Below are 24,977 nucleotides of genomic sequence, written 5' to 3'. Positions count from 1 at the left end.
ACGATCATGAGCACACCCGACCAGCCAGTCCCGCCGCCGCCGCCCGGTGGCCAGACCCCGCCTCGTCCACAGGCTGCACCGGTGGTCTCAGGGGCACCGAGAACCCAGGCGATCCCTGTGGGCCCGAGCGGCCCCGGAACGCACTGGTCAGGTGCTCCAGGGCCTGGCGCACCCGGACCGGGCCTGCCCGGACCCGCAACCGCCGGACCTGGGGCACCTGGGCCGTGGGGCGGACCGGGCGCTCCAGCCCCGGGACCGGCGAAGAAGCGGCGTGCGTGGCTCGTCCCGACGATCGTCGGCGTCGTCGCGCTGCTCGTCGGCGTGGGGATCGGGAGTGGCGGGTCGTCGACGCCCGACTCGTCCGCCGAGCCGTCTGCCACCGCGACGGCGTCGGACGAGGTCGACGCGCTCAAGGCAGACCTCGAGAAGGCTGAGGCCCGTGTCAGCGAGCTCGAGACCGCAGCCGAGGAGGCCGCGGCCGAGCCCGTCGAGACACAGGCCCCGGCCGAGACCGAGGCGCCTGCGGCCGAAGAGCCCGTGGCGGAAGAGCCTGCCGCGCCCCCGGTGGCCGAGGCGCCTCCGGCTCCCGAGGCGCCCCCGGCAGCCTCGCTCTCTCAGCAGAACGCCATCGGCTCCGCCGAGAGCTATCTGGACTTCAGCGCGTTCTCGCGCACGGGGCTCATCGGGCAGCTCGAGTTCGAAGGCTTCTCGACCGAGGACGCGACCTTCGCCGTCGACTCGATCGCACCGGACTGGAACGCGCAGGCGGCCGAGAAGGCGCAGTCCTACCTCGACTTCAGCACCTTCTCGCGGCAGGGGCTCATCGACCAGCTCGTCTTCGAGGGGTTCAGCGTCGCCGAGGCGGAGCACGGCGCGACCGCGGTCGGGTACTGACGCGGGTCGCTGCTCGACACGAGAAGCGCCGGAGCCCCCGACCTCGACGAGGTCGGGGGCTCCGGTCGGAGGGCGCTGCGGGTGCACGGTGGGCCCCGTGGGGCTCGAACCCACGACCCGCGGATTAAAAGTCCGATGCTCTGCCAACTGAGCTAGAGGCCCTCGGCGTGCCTGGCTGTCGTGCCGTCCGGCACGCCTGGGCAGGTGGCTGCGGGCGGAGTGCAGGTCGGCGTCGACCGGAGCGACGCGCCAGCGACAGATTACGCGGTCGGGTGCTCTGGGGGCGAACCGGGTCCTGAGGGGTGGATCGGGTGCAGAAGTTTCACAACTCTGCGCCAGGCCCAGGATGCCGGGGCTGAGAGCTGCTCGGCAGAGCCTGGTGGGCCCGAGGCGGGGCCGCCCCAGGTTGCGTGCCGTCGCCAGGCTTGATTCGGTGGAGTGGTCCGAAAGACTCCACGAGGGGTCGTCGAACGGTGCGCCATCCCTGCGCCGCGACAACCCCGGAGTGCCCGGCAAGATCCTAGGAGACCAGCATGCTGACTCTGACTGACAACGCCCGACAGGCCGTCGTCGACCTCGCTACCCAGGCCGAGCTGCCCGCCGACGGAGGTCTTCGGATCGCCGCTGCGGACGGGACGCCCGGCGACTTCGACCTGGCCCTCGTGACCGAGGCCAAGACCGAGGACGAGGTCATCGACCTCGGGACCACCCACGTGTTCGTGGAGAAGGTCACCTCGACGGTCCTCGCAGACCTCAGCCTCGACGCCGAGCCCAACGGCGCGTCGACGGCCTTCAGCCTCACCCCGCAGCAGGCGTGATCCTGACCTGAGCCGCGTCGGCCGGTCTCGACCAGCCGACGCCAGGTGCCCCGGTCGTCGCCCACCCCCCTGGGACGGCGACCGGGGCGTCGTCGCGTCGGGGGAGCGACTTCAGGGAAGTGCGTCACCAGCGCGGGGTCGCATGGCTGCACGGCAATGGCTCACGGTTGCACCGCAAGCCTGGGCCGAGAACCCCGCGAAGGCCTCAGAACCCCGCCAGTGCCTCAGAACCGGGGCAGGTCCTCGATCGACCACAGCCCGATCCACCAGGACCCGAGCACGAGTGCCCCGACGGTGACGACCAGGAACACCCCGACCCAGAACAGCCCGGGGAACGGCGTGAGCCCGGCGAGCATGTCGGCGTCGGAGGTCCGGGCCTTGCCGCGTCGCCGCGAGGCCTGGAGCTCGATGACGGGCCTGGGCGCACCGATCAGCAAGAACCACGTGACCAGGTAGGCGACGGCGGTCTGCCACTCGGTGCTCGCGAACCACGAGACGGCGACGAGCACCACGGCGCTCACCAGGATCGACAGCAGCCCGAACCAGTTGCGGATCTGCAGCAGCATGAGGGCGAGCACCACGATGAGCAGCCACAGCAGCCCGACGCCGTAGCCCTGGCGGAGCATGAAGGCAGCACCGAGACCGACGAGCCCGGGGCCGATGTACCCGGCGAGTGCCGTGAGGATCATGCCGAAGCCGCGTGGCTTGCCGTAGGAGAGGGTCAGGCCCGAGGTGTCGGAGTGCAGCCGGATCCCGCTCAGGCGGCGTCCGGTGATCAGCGCGGCGACGGCGTGGGCGCCCTCGTGGGCGATGGTCACGACGTGGCGGGACACCCGCCAGGTCGGGCGGAAGCACACGACGACGAGCGCCACGGCGGCGGTGGCCCACACGACCCACTGGTCGGGAGCGGGCAGCTGCTCGGTCGCGCGGGACCAGATCTCGGAGAGGTATGACACCCGAGCATTGGACCACAGCGCACTGTGAGAGCGGCGAGTCGCTCGTCACATCACACGATCTCCAGACAGTCCACAGTCTCCCCGTGAGAGAATACGAGGAGGCAGCGCGACATCACGCGCACCGAGCGTCGAGGGAACAGCCCGACGGCGCCAAGAGATAAGGCAACCCTTGACGAACTCCCAGCGCTCCGGCGCGCCCGCATCCTCCCGCAACCGGAACCGGTCTGGCCAGTCTTCACGACCGGCCGGTGCACCGACCGCCGCGGCTCCCAGCACCCCCGCTGCCCCGGCAGCCCCCGCAGCGCGGCTCGCGACGTCCTTCGACGACTTCGCGCTGCCGACGCAGCTCATCAGCTACCTCGCCGACAACGGCATCGCGGCTCCCTTCCCGATCCAGTCGGCCACCCTGGGCGACACCCTCCAGGGACGCGACGTCCTCGGCCGTGGCCGCACGGGCTCGGGCAAGACCCTCGCCTTCTCGCTCCCGACCGTCACGCGCCTCGCTGCTGACGGCGGTCGTCGCAAGCCGGCCCGCCCGCGCGGTCTCGTGCTGTGCCCGACGCGTGAGCTGGCCAACCAGATCAACGCGACCATGGAGCCGCTCGCCAAGATGCTCGGCCTCAAGACGACCACCATCTTCGGTGGTGTCGCGCAGAGCCGTCAGGTGACAGCCCTCCAGGGCGGCGTCGACATCGTCATCGCGTGCCCCGGGCGCCTCGAGGACCTCCTCGGCCAGGGCCTGCTGTCCCTCGACGACGTCGAGATCACCGTGCTCGACGAGGCCGACCACATGGCCGACCTCGGGTTCCTCCCCGGCGTCAAGCGGATCATGGACCGCACACCGGCCAAGGGTCAGCGTCTGCTGTTCTCCGCGACGCTCGACAACGGCGTGGACCAGCTGGTCAAGCGCTACATGGACGCCCCCACGAGCCACTCGGTCGACAGCGCCGACTCGCACGTCTCGACCATGAGCCACCACATCTTCGAGGTGGCCGACGCCGCCGCGAAGCGTGACGTCATCCGCGAGCTCGCCTCGGGCGTCGACAAGCGCGTGCTCTTCACGCGCACCAAGCACCAGGCGAAGAAGCTCGCCAAGCAGCTCACGGCCGACGGCATCCCCGCGGTCGACCTGCACGGCAACCTCGGCCAGGGTGCGCGCGAGCGCAACCTCGAGGCGTTCTCGAGCGGCACCGTCAAGGTGCTCGTCGCGACCGACATCGCAGCACGTGGCATCCACGTCGACGAGGTCAGCCTGGTCGTGCACGTGGACCCGCCCGCAGAGCACAAGGCGTACACCCACCGCTCGGGCCGCACGGCCCGTGCCGGGTCGGGCGGCGACGTCGTGACGATCATGCTCCCCGAGCAGCGCGGCGACGTCCGCGACCTCACGCGCCAGGCGAAGATCAACGCCCAGCCGCGCAAGGTCGCCCCCGGCGACGCTGTCGTGACCGACCTGATCGGTGAGGTCGCCGACTACGTGACCCCCGCGCCCGTCGTCGTCCAGCAGCCGCAGCAGCGCCAGAGCGGCGGGGGCGGCCGCAGCCGTTCCGGTCGTGGCGGCGCAGCAGGTTCGGGTGCCTCGGCGTCCGGCGAGGGCCGCAGCAGCTCGCGTGGCGGGGCCGGTGGTGGCCGTGGTGCCTCGGGCGGCGCACGCAGCGGTGGTTCGCGCGGCGTCACGACGTACTCGACCAGCACGCCGGCCGCCGGTGGCGGTTCGCAGCGTCGCTCGTCGACAGGCGGGGGCGGCCAGTCCTCCTCGGCGGACTCGGCCGGTGGCGGTCGCGCCCGGACGGGTGCCTCTCGCGGGCGCCGTCGTGCGCAGGGCTGACGAGAGCTACTCAGCCTGAGCAGTACCCAGCATTGAGCAGTACCAGCACGAGGCCCGTCGGTGATACCGGCGGGCCTCGTGCTGTCTCTGGTTGCTCCACCCATACAGATCGCGTAGGTGGAGCGCTCACCTCTAAATACTGACCACTCATCGGCTACCTAGACCGCTTCCCTTGTGCCCGGATCGTCCGGAGAGCGTGGTCGGGGCGTGCGTAGCGTCGACGTCGACGGGCCCTCCGCACCAGCGGCCGGCCGTCAGACCCCGGCGCCCGCCTGCCACCACTGTGCGGAGGAGGAGATCCCTCGCGCGCTGGTTCACGGAGGAGAGCGATGATCGTCAGCACCACCCCACGGACCCGCCGAGCAGCCGCAGCGCTCGCTGCAGCCGCCGCCCTCGTGCTCGGGGCAGCGGCAGGGGCGTCCGCAGCTCCCGCGACTGATGCGACAGCTCAGATCTTGGCCGACGTGCGGACGTCGACGGACCCGTGGAGCCCGGACCCCGTGGTCGGTGAGCTCTTCGACATGACGAGCCAGGGCTGGTCGGGTGACGTCCCTGTCGGCACCTCGACCGTCGCCACCATGACCATCACCGCCAAGCAGGACCTCGTCCTGCGGCCGGGCAACTGGTACTCCGGCTCCGAGTACTTCGACTTCGCGCTCTCCGGCACGTGCCCGAGCAGCCTGTTCGGCAGCGCCCGCATGGCCCCGGGCGACACGTGCACGGTGACGTGGACCATCCACCCGGTCGAGCTGTCGAGCGTGTCCGCTGGCTGGAGCTTCTACGCGACCCCGGTCGACCCGGCTGGCCTGGCGACCGGGGAGAAGGTCCTCGGTCAGCACAACCTCAGCTTCATGACTCATGTGTTCCTCACCGAGGACGTCGACTTCGGCCCTGTCACGGTGGGGTCCAGCGCGACCCGACCCGTGACGTTCCGCAACGTCTCGGCGGTCGACGCGTTGCTCGCTGTCGATGCGCCGTACGCGCCCGTCGACCTCCCAGACCGTCCGGTGGAGCCGGTCCTCGTGCCCGCTGGTGAGTCGTTGACCCTCGACGCCGTGTACACCCCGACCTGGGCCTACGAGCTCTCCTCGAGCGCCTGGTTCCGCACGACGCTCCCCGGGTCTGACTCGCGCGCGACGGGCATCGTCCGCTTCTCGGGCTCGGGCGTCGACCCTGTCGTCGATCCGACGGACCCGCCTGTCCAGCCGACGGACCCGCCCGTCAACCCGACGGACCCGCCCGTCAACCCGACGGACCCGCCGGTCGAGCCGACGGACCCGCCCGTCGACCCGACCGTCCCGGTGGACCCGACAGACCCCACAGCGCCGATCGTCGACGTGGAGGTCCCCCTCGCCCAGGGTGTCGACCCGTCGGGCGCCGGTCGGACCGACGAGCCCTCGGCCGCTGCGGTCTCGGCCGAGCCGACTCTTGACGTCGTGACCGTGCCTGCGGGCGCCGAGGCGGGTGCCGGCGCGCTCGCGACCACGGGTGGAGGGTGGACCACGCTCGTGCTCGGTGCTCTGACCCTGCTCTGCAGCGGTCTGGTGCTGCGCACCTGGGCCCGCGCCAGGTCCGCCCGCGACGGCGCTCGCGCCGTCCTGTAGCGCAGACCCCACCGGGGCAGCCGAGGGGTCGACTGCTGGTCAGTAGTCGACCCCTCAGGTCGCGTGAGACCGGGGAATGACGGAGGGTGAGGAACAGTTGATCCCTGCGGAGGTGGACCCATGTCCTATGAAGTGACCAAGACCGACCAGCAGTGGCGTGACGAGCTCAGCCCCGAGGAGTACCAGGTGCTGCGCCAGGCCGGTACCGAGCGCCCGGGTACAGGCGAGCTGCTGCACGAGAACCGCGAGGGTGTGTTCCGCTGTCGCGCCTGCAGCGCCGAGCTGTTCCGCTCGGACAGCAAGTTCGACGCGCACTGCGGATGGCCGAGCTTCTTCGAGCCGAAGGAGTCCGACGCCGTGGAGCTCATCGAAGACCGCACCCTCGGGATGGTCCGCACCGAGGTGCGCTGCGCCCGTTGCGGCTCGCACCTGGGGCACGTCTTCGACGACGCGCCGCAGACTCCGACGGGGGAGCGGTTCTGCATGAACTCGATCTCGCTGACCTTCGAGGACTCGACCGCCAGCTGATCGAGCACGCCAGGTCTACGAGACCTGGCAGCATCACCCCGCGAGGCCCGGACCGTCACGGTCCGGGCCTCGCGGGCGTCGGGACCTCACGCGATGGGGCCTCGCTCGCGATAGGACCTTGCGCGCGACGCACGGGGCACGACGAAGGCCGGGCCACCCCTGAGGGGTGACCCGGCCTCTGTCGTGCGTGCGACCTGCTGGTGCTGCGGCTACCTGGCCGTCAGGCCCGGGGAGCCCGGCCTGTCGTGCCTGCGTCTGACAGCGACTCGGCCGAGCCGTCGTCCGCTGATGCGCTCTGACCCGCGCGGACCTCGGCCTCCTCGGCCGTGAGGTCGTCGTCGCTGCGGACCGCACCTGCGGTGTCGGCTGCGTCGTGCCCCAGCTCTTCGAGGCGCTGCTGGACACCGGACTTGGTGCCGAGCGGGATCTCCTTGAGCAGGACCACCGCGATGAGCGCGATGAGCGCGAGAGGGGCGGCGATGAGGAAGATCTCCGCGACACCGGCGCCGTAGGCCTTCTCGACCACGTCACGGACCGGGGCCGGCAGGGTGCTCACGTCGGGGATTGTCCCGCCGCTGAGCCCGCCGCCCTCGACGCCCAGGCTGCGCAGCCCAGCGGTCACGTCCGTCGTGATCCGCGAACCGAGGATCGCGCCGAGGACTGCGACACCCATCGCACCACCGAGGGTCCTGAAGAACGCGATGGTCGCTGTCCCAGTGCCCATCTCCTTGGGGGAGAGGGTGTTCTGTGCGGCGAGCACCAGGTTCTGCATGAGCATGCCCATGCCGACACCCACGACGAACAGGTAGACCCCGATGAGCGCCATGTTGGTGTGGTAGTCGATCGTGCCCATGAGGGCCAGTCCGACGGTCAGCGAGACGGCTCCGACCAGCATGAAGCGCTTGTAGCGCCCGGTGCGGGTGATGAGCGTACCGATCCCCGTCGAGGCGATGAACTGCCCGGCGATCATCGGGATGGTCAGCAGACCGGAGACCGTCGCCGACTTGCCACGGGCCACCTGCATGTACTGGCTGAGGAACACCGAGGTGCCGAAGAGCGCGATACCCACCGCGGCGCTGCCGATCACGGCCAGGACGACGGTGCGGTTGCGGAAGAGGCTGAGCGGGATGATCGGGGCCTCGACGCGGCTCTCGACCCAGACGGCGAGGACGAGCACGAGGACCGAGCCGGCGGCCATCGCGACCGACTGCCAGGAGCCCCACGCGAACTGGTCGCCCGCGAAGGTGACCCAGAGCAGCAGCCCGGAGATCCCGACGGAGAGCAGGAACGCGCCCCAGTAGTCCAGGCGGACGCGGACCTTGGGCATCGGCGGGAGCTTGAGCGTGCGCTGCAGCGTGATGATCGCGGCGATCGCGAAGGGGATGCCGACGAAGAAGTTCCAGCGCCACCCGACGCTGTCCGTGAGCGCACCGCCGAGGAGCGGTCCGCCGACCATGCCGACGGCCATGATGGCGCCCATGAGGCCCATGTACTTGCCGCGCTCGCGCGGGGAGATGATGTCCGCGATGAGCACGGTCGCGAGGGCTGTGAGGCCACCGGCCCCGATGCCCTGGAAGGCGCGGAAGAGGATCAGCGTGCCCGAGCTCTGCGACGCACCGGCGAGGGCGGCCGAGATCACGGTGATGACGAGGGCGATCTGGATCAGCGTCTTGCGGTTGACCAGGTCGGCCAGCTTGCCCCAGATCGGGGTGCTGATGGTGGTGGTGAGCAGCGTCGCGGTGACCACCCAGGTGAAGGCGGTCTGCGTGCCCTTGAGGTCCGCGAGGATCACGGGCAGCGACGACGACACCACGGAGGTGGCGAGGATCGACACGAACATGCCCAGGAGGATCCCGGAGAGGGCCTCGAGCACCTGGCGGTGGGTCATCTGCTGGGGTTCGCCGGGGACGTGCTCGTCCCCGGTCGTCACCGGCGCTGAGCCGGCTGTCTCGGTGGTCTTGCTCATACGGGTTCCTTTGCGTCAAACGTCTCTTTGACCTGCAGCGAGGCAGGTGGCTCGTTGTGGTGGTCGGCGATCGTGCGGGCGAGCGCCGCCATGTGGTCCGTCGCTGCGGACAGCTCGTGGGGTTCCCAGTCGGCGAACATGTCGGTCATGAGCACGGTGATGTGCTCCTTGAGCTCGTCGACGCGTGCGTGGCCGAGGTCGGTCAGCTCGATCGAGCGTGACCTGCGGTCACCGTCGTCGACCGTGCGGCGCACGAGCCCGGCATCGACGAGGGCGCTTACCTGGCGGCTCGCGACCGAGAGGTCCACCCGCAGGTGCTGCGCTGCGCAGCCGACCGAGACAGGCTCGGCGGTCGCGTACAGGTAGCGCAGGATGCCGATGCCTGCGCGCGGCAGGTCCATCGAGCGTGCGAGGCGGGCGCCGATCTCACGCTGGGCGCGGCCGAACTCGTCGAGTGCGCGGAGCATGTCCTGCACCGCATGGCTGTCGATCATGTCGTCTCCTTGGAACTCTTCCATCCTAAGTCGTTGCTTGCAGAATGCAAGTAGTTGCTGTGTGATCCGCCGCACCGACCGAGGGCCTTCCCGACAGGCGTCGTGTCGCGGCGAGCCGCCCTCTCGCCGCGCGTGGCGGCGAGGGCTGCGGTATCTTTCGCACAACCCGCTGACCTGCGAGGACGGGCGGGTGAAGGTGAGAGACCACCCGCCCTCCCGCCGCCTCGGACCTCATGCCGCCCGGTGCGCTGTCGATAGGTCGTCGATGCACACCACAGCCGCAGGAGCGCGCGGACGACGACCTCGGCCCGCGCGCAGCTCAGGAGAGACACATGGCACGGATCGAACGACGGACGGTGCTCCAGTTCGCAGCGCTCGCAGCAGCCACGCCCTGGGTCGTCAACGTGCTCAGGACTGAGTCGGCGGCCGCTGGCAACCCCGAGGTCGCCGCGCCCTCGCCGGGGGTCGACGCGGCCTTCGCCTTCCTCGACGGCCTCGTGCCGCTCGCCCCGCCCGTGCTCCCCGGCGCACCTGCACCCGTCGCCAGCCGTGCGCTGCCCCGCAGCTATTCGCGCGGCTACCTCGAGTCCATCGGCTTCGACGTCGCGTTCTCCTACGACTGCGCGCTCGTCGTCCTCGCCTACCTGGCCCGCGGGACGGCCGACGACGTCCAGCGCGCCACGACCATCGGCGACGTCCTCGTGACGCTCCAGGAGAGCGACCCCGAGCTCGCCGGGCGGTTCCGCAACTCCTACATCGCGAGCCTGTCGGTCGACGACGCGGGCCGGCCGCAGATCGCCTCGCACGCCGCCACGACCGGCAACCAGGCGTGGGTCGGCATCGCGCTGCTCGCCCTGCACGCGACTGTCGACGACGACAGGTTCTTGGTCGCCGCCCTGACGCTCGCCCGGGCCGTCGTGTCGACGTCCTTCGACGACCGCGGGCTGCCGGCCTTCTCGGGCGGGCGCGGCGAAGACGGACGGATGCTTCAGTGGCGCTCCACGGAGCACAACACCGACTGCTACGCCTTCTTCAGCGCTCTCGCCCGCGTCACCGCGGACCAGGAGTGGGCCGACCGCGCGGCCGACGCCCGAGCCTTCGTCGAGTCGCTCTGGCGTCCGGAGGAGGGCTACTTCCTCGTCGGGACCGTCGACGACGGGGTCACCCCGAACGTGCACCCGATCGCCGAGGATGCGCAGACCTGGACGTACCTCGCGCTGCGCGAGCCCGCCTATGCGAGCTCCCTCGACTGGGCGGCCGAGCACCTGGCCGCGCACGACGGCGACGTCCACGGCGTGACCGTGTGCCACGTGGCGAGCACGGACAAGGTGTGGCTCGAGGGCACGGCGCACCTCGCCGCAGCCCTCACGGTCCGTGCGACCGAGACTGGAGACGCCTCGGGCGACCTCGCCCGGGCGGCGGCGCTCCTCGACTCGGTGTGGGTCGCGCAGGCTTCGTCACCGCACGCGGACGGGCTCGGCATCCCCTCGGCGTCCTCGGACGACCTCGACTCGGGCTTCGGCGACCTCGTCTACGCCTCGTTGCACACGGGCTCGACGGCCTGGGCGATCCTCGCGGCGCTCGGTGCCAACCCGCTCGCGGTCGTCCGCTAGACCGGGGCTGGACACAGCACAGCGGCCCTGTCCCTCGCGAGGAACCGGGCCGCTGTGCTGTGTGCAGACGCGCTGTGTGAAGACGTGCTGTGTGAAGACGTACTGTGTGCAGACCTGGTCTGCTGCACGTGCTGCGCTCGGGCGTGCCGTGCGCGGTGGTGGTCGTCAGACCTTGACGTCGTCTTCCATGTCTTCGAGGTCGCGGTTGCGGGTCTCCTTGACCTTGGCCAGGACGAACACGAAGGACAGCAGCGCGAAGGTGCCGTACATGCCGTAGGTGAAGGGCAGACCGAGGTTCTCCGACAGCGGCGGGAAGCTGACGGTGATCGCGAAGTTCGCGATCCACTGCGCCGCTGCGGCGATCGCGAGGGCCGAGGCGCGGATGCGGTTGGGGAACATCTCGCCGAGCAGGACCCACACGACGGGACCCCACGAGGCGCCGAAGGAGACCACGAAGACGTTCGCCGCGATCAGCGCGATCGTGCCCCACGAACCGGCGAGCGTGACGTCGTCGCCGGAGCCTGTCGACTGGGTGAAGGCGATCGCCATCATCACGAGCGACACCGTCATGCCGGCCGAGCCCGCGAGGAGCAGCGGCTTGCGGCCGATCTTGTCGACCAGCGCGATCGCGATGAAGGTCACGACCACGTTCGTCACGGCGGTGATGGTCGAGACCGTGAAGGACTGGGAGTCGTCGAAGCCGACCGAGCGCCACAGCGTCGTGGAGTAGTAGAAGATCACGTTGATGCCGACGAGCTGCTGGAACACCGACAGCAGGATGCCGACCCAGACGATGGGCAGCAGGCCGAAGCGCGGACCCTTGAGCGACGCCTGCTTCTCGAGCTTCGCGTCGCGCACGACCGATGCCTCGATGGCGTCGACCTTGGCGTCGAGGTCGACCGGGCCGAGGACCGAGCGCAGCACGGCGCGGGCCTCGTCGATCTTGCCCTTGCCGATGAGGTAGCGGGGCGACTCGGGGACGGTGAGGGCGACCCAGGCGTAGACGGCTGCCGGCACGATCGCGATGAGGAACATCCAGCGCCACGCGTCGAGGCCGAAGAGGCTCGCACCGAGGGCGATGGGGTCGCCGTCGCCGACGGGGCCGGCGGTCTCGGCGAAGAGCTGGTCGGAGAGCAGCGCCGCGAAGATGCCGATGGTGATGGCGAGCTGCTGGAGCGAGGCCAGCCGGCCGCGGATCGCCGTCGGCGAGATCTCGGCGATGTACGCCGGGGTCACGACCGAGGCGATGCCGATGCCGATGCCACCGACCACCCGCCAGAGGATGAGGTCCCACACGGCGAAGGCAAAACCACAGCCGACGGCGGAGACGAGGAACATGATCGCGCCGACGAGCATGACTCGCGGACGCCCCCAGCGGTCCGCGAGACGCCCGGCGTACCAGGCTCCGAGCGCGCACCCGAGGAGGGCGACGGCGACGGAGAAACCGACGAGCGTCGAGCTCAGCTCGAAGTCCTTCTCGATCGCGTCGACGGCCCCGTTGATGACGGAGCTGTCGAAGCCGAAGAGGAACCCTCCGACCGCAGCGGACACCGCGAGGGTGATCGCCTTGCGGTGCGCGGCTCTGGTCTCCGGGCTGTCGGGAGCGACCTCGCTCCCGCCTGCCTGCTCTTTCCCTGACGACGTGGTCATCGCTGCCTCCGCTGGTTCGTGGTCGCGGCGGCCAGCGGCGCTCGCGTCGCGGCCACAGGACCTCCGGGTCTTCTTCACTGTAACGACGGGAGACGATATCGGCGCGAGCAGAGAATCATGGGGTCGGCGAGGTGAGTCGATCGTCACGTCGACCTGGGTGGCGCAAGGACCACTCACGGTGCTCGCACGCGGTTGGCGACAGGCCCGCGGGAGGACCAGACTGGGTGGATGACCGACTCGACCCGACCGACCGGCGGGCGCCCGCAGCCACGGCGCCCCGCGATGCTCGACCCGCGCGCCGCCGAGGAGATCCCGGGGTCGGTCGACCCCACGGTCCGTGGTGAGATCGCCCACACCACGGCGGCCGCGATCGTGCACCAGGCACGGGCGAAGGAAGACCCGGAGGTCGTCGCGCGTCTCGTGCGACTGGTCGAGGACGAAGGGCTCGACGTGGTCGCGGCGCTGTGGGCGGACAGCCCCGCGGACACGCTCCCCGGCGCGCTCTGGCGCCTGTACGTCCTGCGCGAGTGGGTCCGTCGCGACCCCTCGACCGTCGCGGAGCGCTACAGGCTGGGCGTCGACGCGGCACCCGTCCACGAGGTCGTCGCGGGCGTCGTGAGCCCACCCGGACCCGACGACGTGCGGACCGCAGCCGACGCCGTGCTGTCGGGCGTCTTCACGGGGGACCTGGCCGTCGCCCTCGAGCGAGCCGCGGCGTTCTGCCGGATCTTGGCGGTCGGCGCGGCCTTCGACGCCGACGCTGTCGACCTCGTCGACAGCGACCGGGGCACCCGGCTGACCCGTGGCGCGGCGTCGCTGACGCGCACCGCAGAAGAGCTCGAGCAGGCCGCGACGATGTGGCGGGCCGACCGACTCGAATGATCGCGGGAGGGCGCGTAGGCTTGTTCTCGACGCCGGGCCACTGTGGCCCCGGGCTCCAACACAAGCCGCTACGAGCGGCCTTCGCGCCGTCAGGCGCTACGTGGTCCGGCGTCCTCGAAGCTCCCAGCGCACACACCACCCCGCCACACGGCACTGTCAGGACGGCCTTCCGAGCAACGGTGCTCGTCGGCTCCCGGGGCCCAGGTCCACGGGGTGGCCGCTGGCCCTGGCCCACGAAGAAGTGGGACCTTCGTCTCATCAGGTCAGACCGTGACCCGTGCGTTCACCGTGAGTATGGTCGTGTGACACCCTCGGAGTTGTGAGTTCACCAAACTGCTGCCCTACGCTGGGGACGATCAGACGATCTCACCAAGTTGCTGCACTGTCGTCACTCACTGTCAGTTAACGTCGCTTCCCCCCAACGGAGCCTGCTGTGCGCCTGCGCCTCACCCCGCGCGATACCTCGTTCTTCGATCTCCTCGCCGACTCTGCGAGCCACCTCGTCACCGGCGCGAACCTGCTGAGCGAGCTGCTCGGGGCAGACCGGCCGGGCCGCAAGGTGATCGCCAAGAAGCTGTCCGACGTCGAGCACGCCGCGGACGACGCGACGCACTCGATCATGCGGCGGCTCAACTCGACCTTCGTGACGCCCTTCGACAGGGACGACATCTCGGGGCTCGCGTCGGCGCTCGACGACTGCATGGACTACATGGAGGAGGCCGGCGACCTCATCGTGCTCTACAAGCTCGACGAGCTCCCCGCACGCGTCTCCGACCAGATCCAGGTGCTCCAGCGCTGCGCCGAGCTCACCGCCGACGCCATGCCGCACCTGCGCTCGATGGGTGACCTCACGGACTACTGGGTCGAGGTCAACAGCCTCGAGAACCAGGCGGACAAGATCCACCGCAAGCTCCTCGCGCAGATGTTCGACGAGATCGCCGACCCCATCCAGCTGATGAAGCTCAAAGAGGTCGTCGAGACCCTCGAGGCCGCGGCCGATGCGTTCGAGACCGTGGCGAACATGGTCGAGACCATCGCCCTCAAGGAGTCCTGACTCCGGTGGAGGTCGCGCTCGTAGTTGTCGTCGTCGCGCTCGCTCTCAGCTTCGACTACACCAATGGATTCCACGATGCGGCCAACGCAATCGCGACCTCGGTCTCGACCCGCGCGCTGACCCCTCGTGCCGCGCTCATCATGGCCGCGGTGATGAACTTCGCAGGTGCGCTGCTCGGCACCGAGGTGGCCGAGACGATCGCGAAGTCGATCGTCAACCTCGACGGGGCGCCTGACCATACGGCCCTCGTCGTCATCCTCTGCGCCCTGGTCGGCGCGATCACCTGGAACCTCATCACCTGGTGGTTCGGTCTCCCGTCGTCGTCGACCCACGCGCTGATCGGCGGACTCGTCGGAGCAGGTCTCGCGGGCGGGCTCGGCATCTACGGCAGCGCGATCGTCGACAAGGTCGTCCTGCCGATGATCTTCTCGCCGCTCATCGGCTTCGGCCTCGCGTTCTTCGTCATGGTCGCCGTGCTGTGGCTCTTCCGCCGCGCCTCGCCGAGCAAGACGAACCGTCGGTTCCGCATCGCGCAGACGGCCTCGGCCGCGGCGATGGCCCTCGGTCACGGTCTCCAGGACGCGCAGAAGACCATGGGTGTCATCTACATGGCACTGCTGACCGTCGGCTTCGCGAGCGCGGAGGACGGCATCCCGCTGTGGGTCAAGCTGGCCGCCGCCGCTGCGATCTCCCTCGGCACGTACTCCGGCGGGTGGCGCATCATGCGCACCCTCGGGCGCAAGATCATCGAGCTCGACCCCGCCCGGGGCTTCGTCGCCGAGTCGGTCTCGGCCGTGGTGCTCTACGTCAACGCCTTCGTGCTGCACGCGCCCGTGTCCACGACCCACACGATCACCTCGGCGATCATGGGTGTCGGCGCGACCAAGCGTCTCTCCGCCGTCCGCTGGGGGGTCGCCAAGAACATCGGCATCGCCTGGGTCCTGACGATCCCCGCAGCCGCCTTCGTGGCCGCGATCATGTACTGGATCGTGCACCCGATCCTCGGCTGACCAGCACCGTCCGGCAAGACCCCGGCACCGCACGACGCCCGCCAGGCAGACCTGGCGGGCGTCGTGCGTCTGCGACGTCTCCGGGGGAGGGACGTGAGCGGGACGTCTGCCCGGCCGGGACTGATGCCGGGAGACCACGACCGTGCGACGTGACCCGGTCCGGTACCGGGCGGGCACCACGACCGGGCCCTCGACCCAGGCCTGGACCGACGCTGAGGTCTCAGACGCAGACGGGGCCCGCCGCTGTGTGCGACGGGCCCCGATCCTGCTGTGGTGCTGTGGTGCTGTGGTGCTGTGCGGCTCAGGCCGTGCGGCGCCTGCGGACCAGGAGGACCGCTCCGCCGGCCAGAGCGAGGGCTGCGACGAGCAGCAGACCTGCGACGTCACCACCGGTGAGGGCCAGCCCGCTGCCCGGGGTGCTCGACCCGGGACCGCCGGCGCCAGGAGCACCCGCTCCAGGTGTACCCGCCCCGGGTGAACCTGCCCCGGGTGTGCCGTCTGCCGCGAGGACCGTGAGCGGGGCGCTCACGTCGATGCCCTCGCCGAGCACCCGGACCGTGTGCTCGCCGAGAGGAGTCTCGGCGGGGATGGTCACGGACAGGGTGCCCGCACCGTCGGCGTCGAGCACCAGGGTGCCCAGGAGCACGGGCTCAGAGTTGAGCCAGACCTCGGTCGAGGTGTCAGGCGTCCCGCCGGTGACCGTGGCGGAGACCGAACCGCCCGCGACGACCTCGGAGGCCGAGAGCGTCAGGGTCGGGGTCTCGGGGTCGGTCGGCGGCGTGGTCGGCGGGGTGACCCCACCGGTCACCTCGGCCGGGAGGACGACCGTCGTGCCGCTCGGGGCGGCCGTCAGGGTGAGCAGCTGCGCGCCGTTCGTCGCGTCGGTCGGGACCGACACCTCGACCGTCGTGCTGCCGTCGGTGAAGGTGCTGGACCCGACGGCAGTGCCGTCGAGGTCCGCGGCCACCGTCGTGTTGACCGGCGATCCGAGGCTGTGCAGGTCCGCACGGCTGAGCGTGACCGAGGTGGTCTTGCCGGCCTCGAGCGGCAGGCTCGCGCCGGCCTCGAGCTCGACACCGGAGACCTGGACGCCTGTGCGGGCGTAGCTCGGCGCGACGGGCGAGGAGTCCTCGAGGTACTGGACCCAGCCCTCCCAGTCGAGCAGGCCCGTGTTGATCGTCGCGGACGCCTCAGAGAAGACCCTGAAGTTGTCTCCGCCGGCGGCGAGGAACGAGAACGTCCCGATGCGGTAGTCCGCAGCGAGGTCGATCGGCTCGCCGTCGATCGTCACCGAGCTGATCTTCCCGACGGTGCGGGTCGCGTCGGCCGGGTCGGGGACGGACTCGTAGGTGTAGGTGACGTTGTCCGACAGCCCGAGCTGGAGGTACGGGCGTGAGGGGACCGACCCGTCGGCACCGCGCTGCCACTGCTGCTCGAGCATCGTGACGACCTGCTCGCCGGTGAGGGTGACGATCGTCAGGTCGTTCGAGTAGGGGAGCACCGCGAGGGCCTCGGCGAAGGTGACGACGCCGTCGGCGCCGTACAGGAGGTCGGCGCGCAGACCACCGGGGTTGACCACCCCGAAGTCGGGGGCCGCCGGGAGCGTGGACAGGCTGTCCCGCAGGGCGTTGCCGACCACGGTGCCCATCGTCGACGCCTCGGAGCGGTCACCGCTGGTGCCGCCCGTGTAGACGCCGTCGACGACGGTGCCGCCCGAGAAGGCCGTGGTGACGTCGGCGGACACCGACCCGACAGGCTCGGAGCCGATCTCGTCGGCGTAGGCGACGGCCTCGTCGACGATCGTCTTGACCTCGGCGACCCTGGGGTACGTCGCGACGAGCTGGTCCTCGGGTGTCTTCGTGCGAGGCACGTTGACAGCGTCGGACGCGACGACGTCGCCCGTGGCGAGGTCGACGTCGAGGGTGACCTTGCCGAGGAACTCTCCGTACGAGCCGGTCTGGAGGACCGGTCGGGTCGAGCCGTCGGTCGCGCCCGGGACCGGTGCCTGCCACGCGTACTGCTTGTGGGTGTGGCCCGTGAAGATCACGTCCACGTCGGGGGACGTGGTCGTGACGATGTCGGCGAAGGCCCCGCCGTGGGCGACCTCCTCCTCGAGGGTCGAGCCGTCGGGGATCCCCGCGCCTGCCCCCTCGTGGAACTCGGCCACGATGATGTCGGCCTCACCGTTGAGAGGGTCGCCGTCCGTCAGCTGGGCTGTCACCCGGTTGACGGCCTCGACGGGGTCGCCGAACTCGAGGCCGGCGATCCCCGTGGGAGTGACGAGCGTGGGTGTCTCCTCCGTGACGACACCGATGACGGCGACCTGCAGACCGTCGACCTCGACGATCTCGTACTCGTCGAGCGCCGGGGTCGTCGTGCCCTTGGTGTAGACGTTCGCACCGAGGTACGGCGCCTCGAGCGCGTCAGACACGCGGCCCGTGAGGTCGTCGAAACCCTTGTCGAACTCGTGGTTGCCGACCGCGCTCGCCGCGAGGCCGAGCGTGTTGAGCACGTCGATGGTCGGCTGGTCCTTCTGGATGCCGGAGGTGAAGAGCGAGGCCCCGATGTTGTCGCCCGCGGAGAGGAACAGGGTGCTGTCCTCGCCCGCCAGCGCGCGCTGCTCTTCGACGGTCCCCGCGAAGGCGACGGTCGCGCCGTTGCTCGTCGGGCCGATGCGCCCGTGGAAGTCGTTGATGTTGAGCAGCGTGAGCGTCGTGGTGTCGGCCGCGGCCGCGTCGGCGGTCAGGCCCACGATCACGGGGTCGTGGTCCGAGGACCTGTAGGCGTCTGCCGTGTAGAAGTCGCCTGCGGTGGCGTTGACGCGGGAGTACTCGAGCGCGATCGACTCGGGGGCGTTGATGTCCCAGACGTCAGACCCTGTGAAGCGCTCCGCGGCCGAGGCGTTGAGGAGCACGTGGTCGAGCGAGCCGTTGAGCCCCTGGAAGGAGTACGTGAACTCGCCGCGGCCCTCGAGGCGGGTCGCGTCCTGGTACCCGGCTCCGTAGAGGTGCTGGAGCGGGTCTTCGAAGGTGTAGGCGTTGAAGTCGCCGACGAGGAGGACGTCCTCGACGGGGGCGCCCGCCTCGGTCGAGACAGCGGGGAGCGCGGTCTCGTCGATCCAGGTGGACAGCGCCTTCGCCTGCTCGGTGCGGGCTGCGTTCCAGGCGCCCTGACCTAGGTCCTTCTCGGCGCCCGAGGCGCTGCCGGCCGATTTGGACTTGAAGTGGTTCGCGACGACGAAGAACGGTTCGCCGCCCGCGGCGGGCTCGAAGGCCTGACCGATGGGCTCGCGGGCGTTGTCGAAGGTCTGCCCGGCACCGCTGAGGGAACCGAGGGCGTGGGAGCTGCCGACGGGGTTCACGGCTGCGGGCTGGTAGATGATCGCCGTCGAGATGACGTCCTGGTCGCTCGTGGCGGGCAGGTCGGCGGGGGAGGCGACGTAGGCCCAGCGGTCTTCGCCGGCCTTCGTGTTGAGCGCGGCGACCAGGGTCTTGAGCGCCTCGTCAGCGGTCTCGCCGAGAGCTGCCGAGTTCTCGATCTCCATGAGGCCGACGACGTCGGCGTCGAGGGTGGTGATCGCCTCGACGATCTTCGCCTGCTGGCGCTCGAGGTTCTGCTCGTCCCACGCACCGCGCGGGCCGTTGCCCGGGCAGGTGTCTGTCGTGACGGGGTTGCCCTCACGGTCCTTGTAGGAGCTGCACCCGGTGACCGAGGCACCCGTGGTGGTGAAGTAGTTGAGCACGTTGAAGGACGCGACGGTCACGTCGGCGGCGCCGACGGCTGCGGTGTCGGGGGCCGCCGGACGGGCGCCGGAGAAGGACACGGGGTACGCGGCGGTGTCGGCCGGGGTGACCTGGCTGGTGGGGTTGAGCTTCCAGGTGTTGTTCCTGAAGTCGACGACCACGGGGTCGGTGAACTCGACCGACGTGCCGACGCGGACTGCACCGTCAGCCGTGACGTACGGCGGGACGCTCGCGTTGTTCGGCGCGGTGAGGTAGTTCCACGACGCACCGTCGTCGAGCACGACACCGCGGGCTGCGTTGTCGGCGGCGACGGCCTGCTGCTCAGGTGTCCCGAAGGCGGCGATGTCGGTCGGCTGGCGCAGGGGAGTGCCGCCCGTCGCCAGGCCGACCTCTCCGTACTGGTGCGTGGAGTAGGAGTTGGTGACCGTGAAGTCGCCCTTCGGGAGGACGAGCACCGACTCGAGGGCCTCGCGGCCGGTCTCGGTCGCGGGCCACGCGCAGGACGCCGCGACGGGGGCGGATCCGGTCGCTGTGCCGGGGACGACCGTCGGCGTGGCGATCTGCGTGAGCCCGTTGAACTCACCGGCGACCCCGGTGACCTCGACGTAGTCGCCGACGGCGACCGTCGGCGCTGCGCCGGTGTAGACGAAGACGGCCGGAGAGGCCGTGCCCTCGGCCGGGCAGGTGGCTCCGGTGTCGGACTCCTGGATGACGAAGCCGTTGTAGCCACCGGTCGGGTAGGCGGCGGTCACCCAGCCCGTCGTGGTGACGGTCTGGTCGGCGACGGGGGTCGTGGCTCCGGTGCCCTGGATCTCCGAGATGCGCAGCGTCCCGGCATCGACCGGGGGCTCGGGCTCGGGGAGCGTCTCGCCGGCCGCGTTGGTGGGGGTCGGGGCGCCCGCGGTGAAGTCGGCCGCGTTGTCGGCGGTGTGCGTCGAGCGCGCGACCGAGGTCGAGTTGCTGCCGGCCGGGGCCGGGGCGGTCCCGGCGAAGGTCGCGGCGGTGCCGAAGCCGACGAGGTCGACGACGGCAGGGTCGGCGGCGCAGGCCGTGGCCGCGCACGCGAGGGGATCGGTCGACGAGACGAGCGCGAAGGTCCCTGAGGTCCCGCTGGCGTTGATGCCTCCGGTCGCGTCGGGGGTCGGCAGCGCCGCAGCTGCGCCGGTGCCTGCTGCGAGCTGGAGGAGGTAGGTGCCCTTGGCGGGGATCGTCCCCGTGAGCGGGGCTGGCGGGACGGCGTTCTCGAAGCCCCGGCCTGCTGAGGTGTACTGGACGGACCAGCCGTCGAGGGAGACGGCGGTGTCTCCAGGGTTGTAGAGCTCGACGAAGTCGTTCTTCAGCGGGGCGCCGTTGTTGCCGCCCCCGCCGTAGACCTCGTTGATGATGACCGAGGCGGAGATGTCCACGGCTGCTTGGCTGGGTGTCGCCAGCAGCGGCGTGGTACCGAGGGCGACGGCGAGTGCCGCACCCCCGGCCAGGTGTCGTGATCGCATGTGGAGCCGTTCTCTTCGCGGGACCTGGATGGTGCGTCTATGCGACCAGACCGCGAACACCGGATCGTGACCATGAGGTTTCTTCCGGGTGAACTCCGGGGGGTGCGGCCGCAGGTCCGGCTCTACGGCGAGATGACGCCGTCCTGGACGCGCGTCCGGACCAGAGTTCACCCTGTCAGGTGTTTCTCAGTTCCGGAAGATGGTGCTTTCGAGGAAGGTATGTTACTGACCGGTACGGGCCGCCCGAGGGCGGGCGCTGCCCTGGCATGTGACCGTGGCGAGGTCGGGACGCCCTCTACTCGAAGCGGCTCGGGTCTCCGAGGCCGACGCGGACGACCTCGGGGGCGCCGCTCGACCAGTCGACGACAGTCGTCGGCTCGGTCCCGCAGTCGCCGCCGTCGACGACGACGTCGACCACGTGCTCGAGCTCTTCCTTGATCTGCCAGCCGTCCGTCGGCTGGGTCTCGCTGTCGGGGAGGATCAGCGTGCTCGACAGCAGCGGGGCGCCGAGGGCGCGCACGAGCGCGAGCGCGACAGGGTGGTCGGGGATCCGGACGCCGACGGTCTTCTTCTTCTCGTGCGCGAACCGGCGCGGGACCTCTTTGGTGGCCGGCAGGATGAAGGTGTAGGCCCCGGGGGTCGACGCCTTGATCGCGCGGAAGGCTGAGTTGTCGAGCCGCACGAACTGCCCGAGCTGCGCGAAGTCCGCGCACACCAGCGTGAAGTGGTGCTTGTCGTTCAGGTGACGGATCCGCCGGATCCTGTCCGCGCCCGTGTGGCTGTCGAGGGAGCACCCGAAGGCGTAGGACGAGTCGGTCGGGTACGCGATGAGCGCGTCGTCGCGCAGCATCTCGGTGACCTGCGCGACCAGGCGCGGCTGGGGGTCCTGCGGATGGATGTCGACGTAGCGAGCCATGAGTCGACGATAGGCCAGGACCCGCCGCCGCGCACCGTCGCGCGGGCGCGGGCGCGTGCGCGTGCGCCGTGCCCGCGGACGACGTGCCCGCAGCCGCGGGCACGACGCACCTGGACCGGCGCGCTCTCTCAGTGCAGCGGCGGCCGGACGTGCTCGACGCCGACGACCCGGGGTCCCTTGGCCGTCTGGCTCACGTGGGTCACGAGGGCCTCGCCGGGCTCGAGGAACGGGTCCTTGGTCGGCAGCGCCGAGGCGACCGAGCGGCGCGAGTGCTGCCCGAGGACGTCGAGGACCGTCGGCAGGACGGGGCGGTGCGTGCACAGGACCGTCGGCTCGGCGGACTCCAGCAGGGACCTGACGACAGCGGCGACGCGTCCGGGGGACCTCTCGTGGTCGCTCTCGGTGAGGTTCTCGTTCGACTCGGTGTCCAGCCAGGCTGCCCGGGCGTACGGCGCCATGGTCTCGGAGCAGCGTCGCCACCGGCTGGTGACCACCGTGCTCACGCCGAAGGCCGCGAGGACCGGGACGAGCGCCGCCGACTGCGCGTGCCCCGTCGGGGTGAGCGGCCTGTCGACCTCGGTCCCGTGCCACGCGCTGCGGGCCTGCGCCTTGCCGTGCCGGGCGATGACGAGGGCCGTCGTGGCGAGCCGGCCCTTCTCGTGCTCCGCGACGAGGGCGGCGAGCGGGACGGTGTCGGCGCGACGGGTCAGCGCGGCGGCCGCCTGCTCGACGTCCATCCACTTCTTGGCGTCGATCTCGGCAGGGTCGACAGGCGGCACGGGTGCGCGGGCCGCGAGGGCGGGCGAGGCTGCGCCGGTGGTCGCAGCCCAGTAGTGCACCCGCTTCACGGCGCCGTCGGGCGTGAGGTACTGCAGACCGGGCAGCGGCAGCCCGAGGGTCACCGGGCGACCGGTCTCCTCGGCGACCTCGCGGGCCGCGGCCGTCGGCAGTGTCTCGCCGGGGTCGAGCTTGCCCTTGGGCCAGGACCAGTCGTCGTAGCGCGGGCGGTGGATGAGGAGGACCTGCAGCCGCCCCTCCCGCACGCGCCACACGAGCGCACCGGCGGACTCGATGACCGGGGTCTTGTCGGTCGCCGAGTCGGACACGCCGGTGGCTCCGCGGACGCGGAAGGGGACGACGGGGGGAGTGCTCGACTTCATCGACCCAGGCTCAGTCGACGACGCTGCCGCACGATGAGGTCGTGCTGGACGTCTCCGAGAGGCTGTCCGTCCTCTGTGAGGTGGTGGCGGGTCCACGTGCCGTCTGCGGCGAGGTGCCACGAGGCGGACTCGGGGGACATGGAGTTGTCGATGAGGTCGATCAGGCCGTTGATCTGCGTCTCGTCCGTCAGGCGGATGAGGGTCTCGACCCGGCGGTCGAGGTTGCGGTGCATGAGGTCCGCAGAACCGATGAACACCTCGGGGCCGCTCGCCGGCCCCTCGGCGATCGCCGGGCCCGAGGAGTTCGCGAAGGCGAAGATCCGTGAGTGCTCGAGGAACCGTCCGAGGATCGACCTGACGCGGATCGTCTCGCTGAGCCCGGGGACCCCCGGGCGCACGGCGCAGATCCCACGGACCACGAGGTCGACCGGCACCCCGGCCTGCGATGCCCTGTAGAGCGCGTCGATGGTGGCCTCGTCGACGACCGAGTTGACCTTCATCTTGATCCAGGCCGGCTTGCCCGCACGGGCGGCCGCGGCCTCGCGGTCGATCCGCTCGACGAGCCCGGAGCGCACGGAGCGCGGGGCGACGAGCAGCCTGTGGAACCTGGACTGCGGGGCATAGCCGCTCAGCTGGTTGAACAGGCGCGTGAGGTCCTGGCCGACGTCGGGGTCGCAGGTGAGCAGCCCCAGGTCGGTGTACAGGCGGGCTGTCTTCGGGTTGTAGTTGCCCGTGCCCACGTGGCAGTAGCGGCGCAGGCCGTCAGGTTCCTGGCGCACCACGAGCGAGAGCTTGCAGTGCGTCTTGAGGCCGACGATGCCGTAGACCACGTGCACACCGGCCTGCTCGAGCTTGCGGGCCCACGAGATGTTGTTCTGCTCGTCGAAGCGCGCCTTGATCTCGACCAGGGCCAGCACCTGCTTGCCCGCGTCGGCAGCCTCGATGAGCGCGTCGACGATCGGTGAGTCGCCCGAGGTGCGGTACAGCGTCTGCTTGATCGCGAGCACGTCTGGGTCGGCCGCGGCCTGCTCGAGGAAGGTCTGGACCGACGTCGAGAAGGAGTCGTAGGGGTGGTGGAGCAAGATGTCGCGCTCGCGGATCGCCGCGAAGATGTCGGTCGGCGTCGCGCTCTCCACCTCGGCGAGGGCACGGTGCGTGGTCGGCACGAAGCGCGGGTAGTGCAGGTCGGCCCTGTCGAGGTCGGCGATGAGGTTGAGGCCCGTGAGGTCGAGCGGGGCCTGGAGCGTGTACACCTCGTCCTCGACCACGCCGAGCTCGCGGATGAGCAGCTGGCGGATGCGCGGGCTGATGCCCTGCGCGAGCTCGAGCCGGACCGGCGGGCCGAAGCGGCGACGCAGCAGCTCCTTCTCCATGGCCTTGAGGAGGTTCTCGGCGTCGTCCTCCTCGACCTCGACGTCTTCGTTGCGGGTCACCCGGAAGGTGTGGTGCTCGAGCACCTCCATGCCGGGGAACAGGTGGTCGAGGTGGTGGGAGATGATGTCCTCGAGCGGCACGAAGGACGTCGGGCCCTTGCCCGAGGCCTGCGTGCTCGGTGCGCTGGGACGGCCCTTCGCGTCGACAGCGATGAAGCGGGGCAGCAGCGGCGGCACCTTGACGCGGGCGAAGTGCTCCTTGTTCGTCGTCGGGTTGAGCACGACGACCGACAGGTTGAGCGAGAGCCCCGAGATGTACGGGAACGGGTGCGCAGGGTCGACCGCGAGCGGGGTGAGCACCGGGAAGATCTGCTTGCGGAAGAACTTGTGCAGGCGGTCCTGCTCCTGCTGCGAGAGGTCTTCCCACCGGACGAGGGTGATGCCCTCGGCGCCGAGGGCCGGCTGGACGTGCTCGGCGAAGGCCCGCGCGTGACGGTCCATGAGGTCGTGGGCGCGCGTTCCGATCGCGTCGAGGACCTGGCGCGGGGTCAGACCCGAGGCGGCGTTGACGGCCAGGCCTGTCGCGATACGGCGCTTGAGCCCGGCGACGCGCACCATGAAGAACTCGTCGAGGTTCGAGGCGAAGATCGCGAGGTAGCGCACACGGGCGAGCAGGGGCTGGGACTCGTCCTCGGCGAGCTCGAGGACCCGCTCGTTGAAGGCGAGCCAGGACAGCTCGCGGTCGCCGAAGCGGTCGTCCGGGAGCGGCTCGAGGCCGGTGCCGACGGCCGGGACCACGGCGTCGCGCTCGCCGATGTGCTCGGCGATGTGCGCTGCGAGCTCGGGGTCGATCGGCGCTGAGCCCGGGGAGGGCGTGACAGGGCCGGGCTCAGGGGTGCGCCGAGAGGTCGCGGTCGATTCGCTCATGGGTTCATCGTGACACCTGTTGGTGAACTCTGGGTGCTCAGCGCGAAGTTCGGTGCGTCGGCGCAGGT

General features: G+C 70.6%; 17 protein-coding genes and 1 tRNA gene. 9 read left to right on the top strand and 9 right to left on the bottom strand.

Features of this window, described 5'->3' with window-relative positions; genetic code table 11:
- Nucleotides 1–117 precede the first annotated feature (117 nt).
- Entirely contained in the window at nucleotides 118–894 is a 777-nt protein-coding gene (locus SANBI_RS16465; protein WP_319156966.1) for an Ltp family lipoprotein, read from the top strand.
- A gap of 89 nt (nucleotides 895–983) precedes the next feature.
- On the opposite strand, the gene SANBI_RS16460 is transcribed toward SANBI_RS16465, so the two are convergent.
- Nucleotides 984–1,056: transfer RNA gene (locus SANBI_RS16460), tRNA-Lys, on the bottom strand.
- A 371-nt stretch (nucleotides 1,057–1,427) separates the two neighbouring features.
- Here SANBI_RS16460 and SANBI_RS16455 point away from each other — a divergent pair.
- A complete protein-coding gene (locus tag SANBI_RS16455; protein WP_056127647.1) occupies nucleotides 1,428–1,712 on the top strand; it encodes a hypothetical protein in 285 nt (94 codons plus the stop codon).
- Between the two features lie 224 nt (nucleotides 1,713–1,936).
- On the opposite strand, the gene SANBI_RS16450 is transcribed toward SANBI_RS16455, so the two are convergent.
- Complete coding sequence (locus SANBI_RS16450) at nucleotides 1,937–2,668, bottom strand: M50 family metallopeptidase (protein ID WP_056127650.1); 732 nt, start codon at nucleotides 2,666–2,668, stop codon at nucleotides 1,937–1,939.
- A 334-nt stretch (nucleotides 2,669–3,002) separates the two neighbouring features.
- On the opposite strand from SANBI_RS16450, the gene SANBI_RS16445 reads away from it, so the two are divergent.
- The 3 genes from SANBI_RS16445 (at nucleotide 3,003) to msrB (ending at nucleotide 6,628) form a co-directional block, all read left to right on the top strand.
- Nucleotides 3,003–4,496, top strand: a complete 1,494-nt coding sequence (locus SANBI_RS16445) for a DEAD/DEAH box helicase (RefSeq protein WP_319161345.1) — start codon at nucleotides 3,003–3,005, stop codon at nucleotides 4,494–4,496.
- A gap of 329 nt (nucleotides 4,497–4,825) precedes the next feature.
- On the top strand, nucleotides 4,826–6,100 hold the full coding sequence (locus SANBI_RS16440) for a hypothetical protein (RefSeq protein WP_319156962.1): 1,275 nt from the start codon (nucleotides 4,826–4,828) through the stop codon (nucleotides 6,098–6,100).
- A 120-nt stretch (nucleotides 6,101–6,220) separates the two neighbouring features.
- Nucleotides 6,221–6,628: a peptide-methionine (R)-S-oxide reductase MsrB gene (gene msrB, locus SANBI_RS16435; protein ID WP_179912526.1), complete on the top strand. Its 408-nt coding sequence runs from the start codon at nucleotides 6,221–6,223 to the stop codon at nucleotides 6,626–6,628.
- Nucleotides 6,629–6,848: 220 nt separating this feature from the next.
- On the opposite strand, the gene SANBI_RS16430 is transcribed toward msrB, so the two are convergent.
- Both SANBI_RS16430 and SANBI_RS16425 read right to left on the bottom strand, forming a co-directional pair.
- The gene (locus SANBI_RS16430; RefSeq protein ID WP_319156957.1) at nucleotides 6,849–8,594 is read right to left on the bottom strand and encodes an MDR family MFS transporter; all 1,746 of its coding nucleotides are present in this window, start codon (nucleotides 8,592–8,594) and stop codon (nucleotides 6,849–6,851) included.
- Nucleotides 8,591–9,088 (bottom strand): MarR family winged helix-turn-helix transcriptional regulator, encoded by a 498-nt coding sequence (locus SANBI_RS16425; protein WP_319156955.1) that lies wholly within the window; start codon nucleotides 9,086–9,088, stop codon nucleotides 8,591–8,593. Before SANBI_RS16425 ends, SANBI_RS16430 begins: the two co-directional genes overlap by 4 nt.
- Before the next feature lie 332 nt (nucleotides 9,089–9,420).
- On the opposite strand from SANBI_RS16425, the gene SANBI_RS16420 reads away from it, so the two are divergent.
- The gene (locus tag SANBI_RS16420; protein ID WP_319156953.1) at nucleotides 9,421–10,701 is read left to right on the top strand and encodes a hypothetical protein; all 1,281 of its coding nucleotides are present in this window, start codon (nucleotides 9,421–9,423) and stop codon (nucleotides 10,699–10,701) included.
- Between the two features lie 165 nt (nucleotides 10,702–10,866).
- On the opposite strand, the gene SANBI_RS16415 is transcribed toward SANBI_RS16420, so the two are convergent.
- A complete protein-coding gene (locus tag SANBI_RS16415) occupies nucleotides 10,867–12,351 on the bottom strand; it encodes a sugar porter family MFS transporter (protein WP_319156951.1) in 1,485 nt (494 codons plus the stop codon).
- 282 nt (nucleotides 12,352–12,633) lie between these two features.
- Between SANBI_RS16415 and SANBI_RS16410 the strand changes: the two genes are divergently transcribed.
- The 3 genes from SANBI_RS16410 to SANBI_RS16400 all read left to right on the top strand — a co-directional run bounded on the left by SANBI_RS16410 (nucleotide 12,634) and on the right by SANBI_RS16400 (nucleotide 15,297).
- Nucleotides 12,634–13,233 carry a hypothetical protein gene (locus SANBI_RS16410; RefSeq protein ID WP_319161343.1) on the top strand — a complete coding sequence of 200 codons (600 nt, stop codon included), beginning with the start codon at nucleotides 12,634–12,636 and terminating at the stop codon, nucleotides 13,231–13,233.
- 433 nt (nucleotides 13,234–13,666) lie between these two features.
- Entirely contained in the window at nucleotides 13,667–14,287 is a 621-nt protein-coding gene (locus tag SANBI_RS16405) for a DUF47 domain-containing protein (protein WP_056127677.1), read from the top strand.
- A gap of 5 nt (nucleotides 14,288–14,292) precedes the next feature.
- Nucleotides 14,293–15,297 (top strand): inorganic phosphate transporter, encoded by a 1,005-nt coding sequence (locus SANBI_RS16400; RefSeq protein ID WP_319156947.1) that lies wholly within the window; start codon nucleotides 14,293–14,295, stop codon nucleotides 15,295–15,297.
- Nucleotides 15,298–15,598: 301 nt separating this feature from the next.
- On the opposite strand, the gene SANBI_RS16395 is transcribed toward SANBI_RS16400, so the two are convergent.
- The 4 genes from SANBI_RS16395 to SANBI_RS16380 form a co-directional block, all read right to left on the bottom strand.
- Nucleotides 15,599–20,533 (bottom strand): ExeM/NucH family extracellular endonuclease, encoded by a 4,935-nt coding sequence (locus SANBI_RS16395; RefSeq protein WP_319156945.1) that lies wholly within the window; start codon nucleotides 20,531–20,533, stop codon nucleotides 15,599–15,601.
- Between the two features lie 295 nt (nucleotides 20,534–20,828).
- Nucleotides 20,829–21,449 carry an L-threonylcarbamoyladenylate synthase gene (locus tag SANBI_RS16390; RefSeq protein WP_056127688.1) on the bottom strand — a complete coding sequence of 207 codons (621 nt, stop codon included), beginning with the start codon at nucleotides 21,447–21,449 and terminating at the stop codon, nucleotides 20,829–20,831.
- Nucleotides 21,450–21,577: 128 nt separating this feature from the next.
- The gene (locus SANBI_RS16385; protein WP_319156942.1) at nucleotides 21,578–22,609 is read right to left on the bottom strand and encodes an NUDIX hydrolase; all 1,032 of its coding nucleotides are present in this window, start codon (nucleotides 22,607–22,609) and stop codon (nucleotides 21,578–21,580) included.
- Nucleotides 22,606–24,909, bottom strand: coding sequence for an RNA degradosome polyphosphate kinase (locus tag SANBI_RS16380; RefSeq protein WP_319156940.1), 2,304 nt, complete (start codon nucleotides 24,907–24,909; stop codon nucleotides 22,606–22,608). Before SANBI_RS16380 ends, SANBI_RS16385 begins: the two co-directional genes overlap by 4 nt.
- Nucleotides 24,910–24,977 lie beyond the last annotated feature (68 nt).

Origin of the sequence: Sanguibacter biliveldensis (assembly GCF_033798665.1) — a bacterium.
GTDB lineage: Bacteria > Actinomycetota > Actinomycetes > Actinomycetales > Cellulomonadaceae > Sanguibacter > Sanguibacter inulinus.
This window is presented reverse-complemented; position numbering and strand designations above follow the sequence as displayed.

Bases quoted from the DNA above. Each gene is read 5' to 3' on its own strand.
- msrB (WP_179912526.1), top strand. From the start codon at position 6,221: ATGTCCTATGAAGTGACCAAGACCGACCAGCAGTGGCGTGACGAGCTC.
- SANBI_RS16415 (WP_319156951.1), bottom strand. From the start codon at position 12,351: ATGACCACGTCGTCAGGGAAAGAGCAGGCAGGCGGGAGCGAGGTCGCT.
- SANBI_RS16420 (WP_319156953.1), top strand. From the start codon at position 9,421: ATGGCACGGATCGAACGACGGACGGTGCTCCAGTTCGCAGCGCTCGCA.
- SANBI_RS16425 (WP_319156955.1), bottom strand. From the start codon at position 9,088: ATGATCGACAGCCATGCGGTGCAGGACATGCTCCGCGCACTCGACGAG.
- SANBI_RS16455 (WP_056127647.1), top strand. From the start codon at position 1,428: ATGCTGACTCTGACTGACAACGCCCGACAGGCCGTCGTCGACCTCGCT.
- SANBI_RS16410 (WP_319161343.1), top strand. From the start codon at position 12,634: ATGCTCGACCCGCGCGCCGCCGAGGAGATCCCGGGGTCGGTCGACCCC.
- SANBI_RS16385 (WP_319156942.1), bottom strand. From the start codon at position 22,609: ATGAAGTCGAGCACTCCCCCCGTCGTCCCCTTCCGCGTCCGCGGAGCC.
- SANBI_RS16395 (WP_319156945.1), bottom strand. From the start codon at position 20,533: ATGCGATCACGACACCTGGCCGGGGGTGCGGCACTCGCCGTCGCCCTC.
- SANBI_RS16430 (WP_319156957.1), bottom strand. From the start codon at position 8,594: ATGAGCAAGACCACCGAGACAGCCGGCTCAGCGCCGGTGACGACCGGG.
- SANBI_RS16440 (WP_319156962.1), top strand. From the start codon at position 4,826: ATGATCGTCAGCACCACCCCACGGACCCGCCGAGCAGCCGCAGCGCTC.
- SANBI_RS16390 (WP_056127688.1), bottom strand. From the start codon at position 21,449: ATGGCTCGCTACGTCGACATCCATCCGCAGGACCCCCAGCCGCGCCTG.
- SANBI_RS16380 (WP_319156940.1), bottom strand. From the start codon at position 24,909: ATGAGCGAATCGACCGCGACCTCTCGGCGCACCCCTGAGCCCGGCCCT.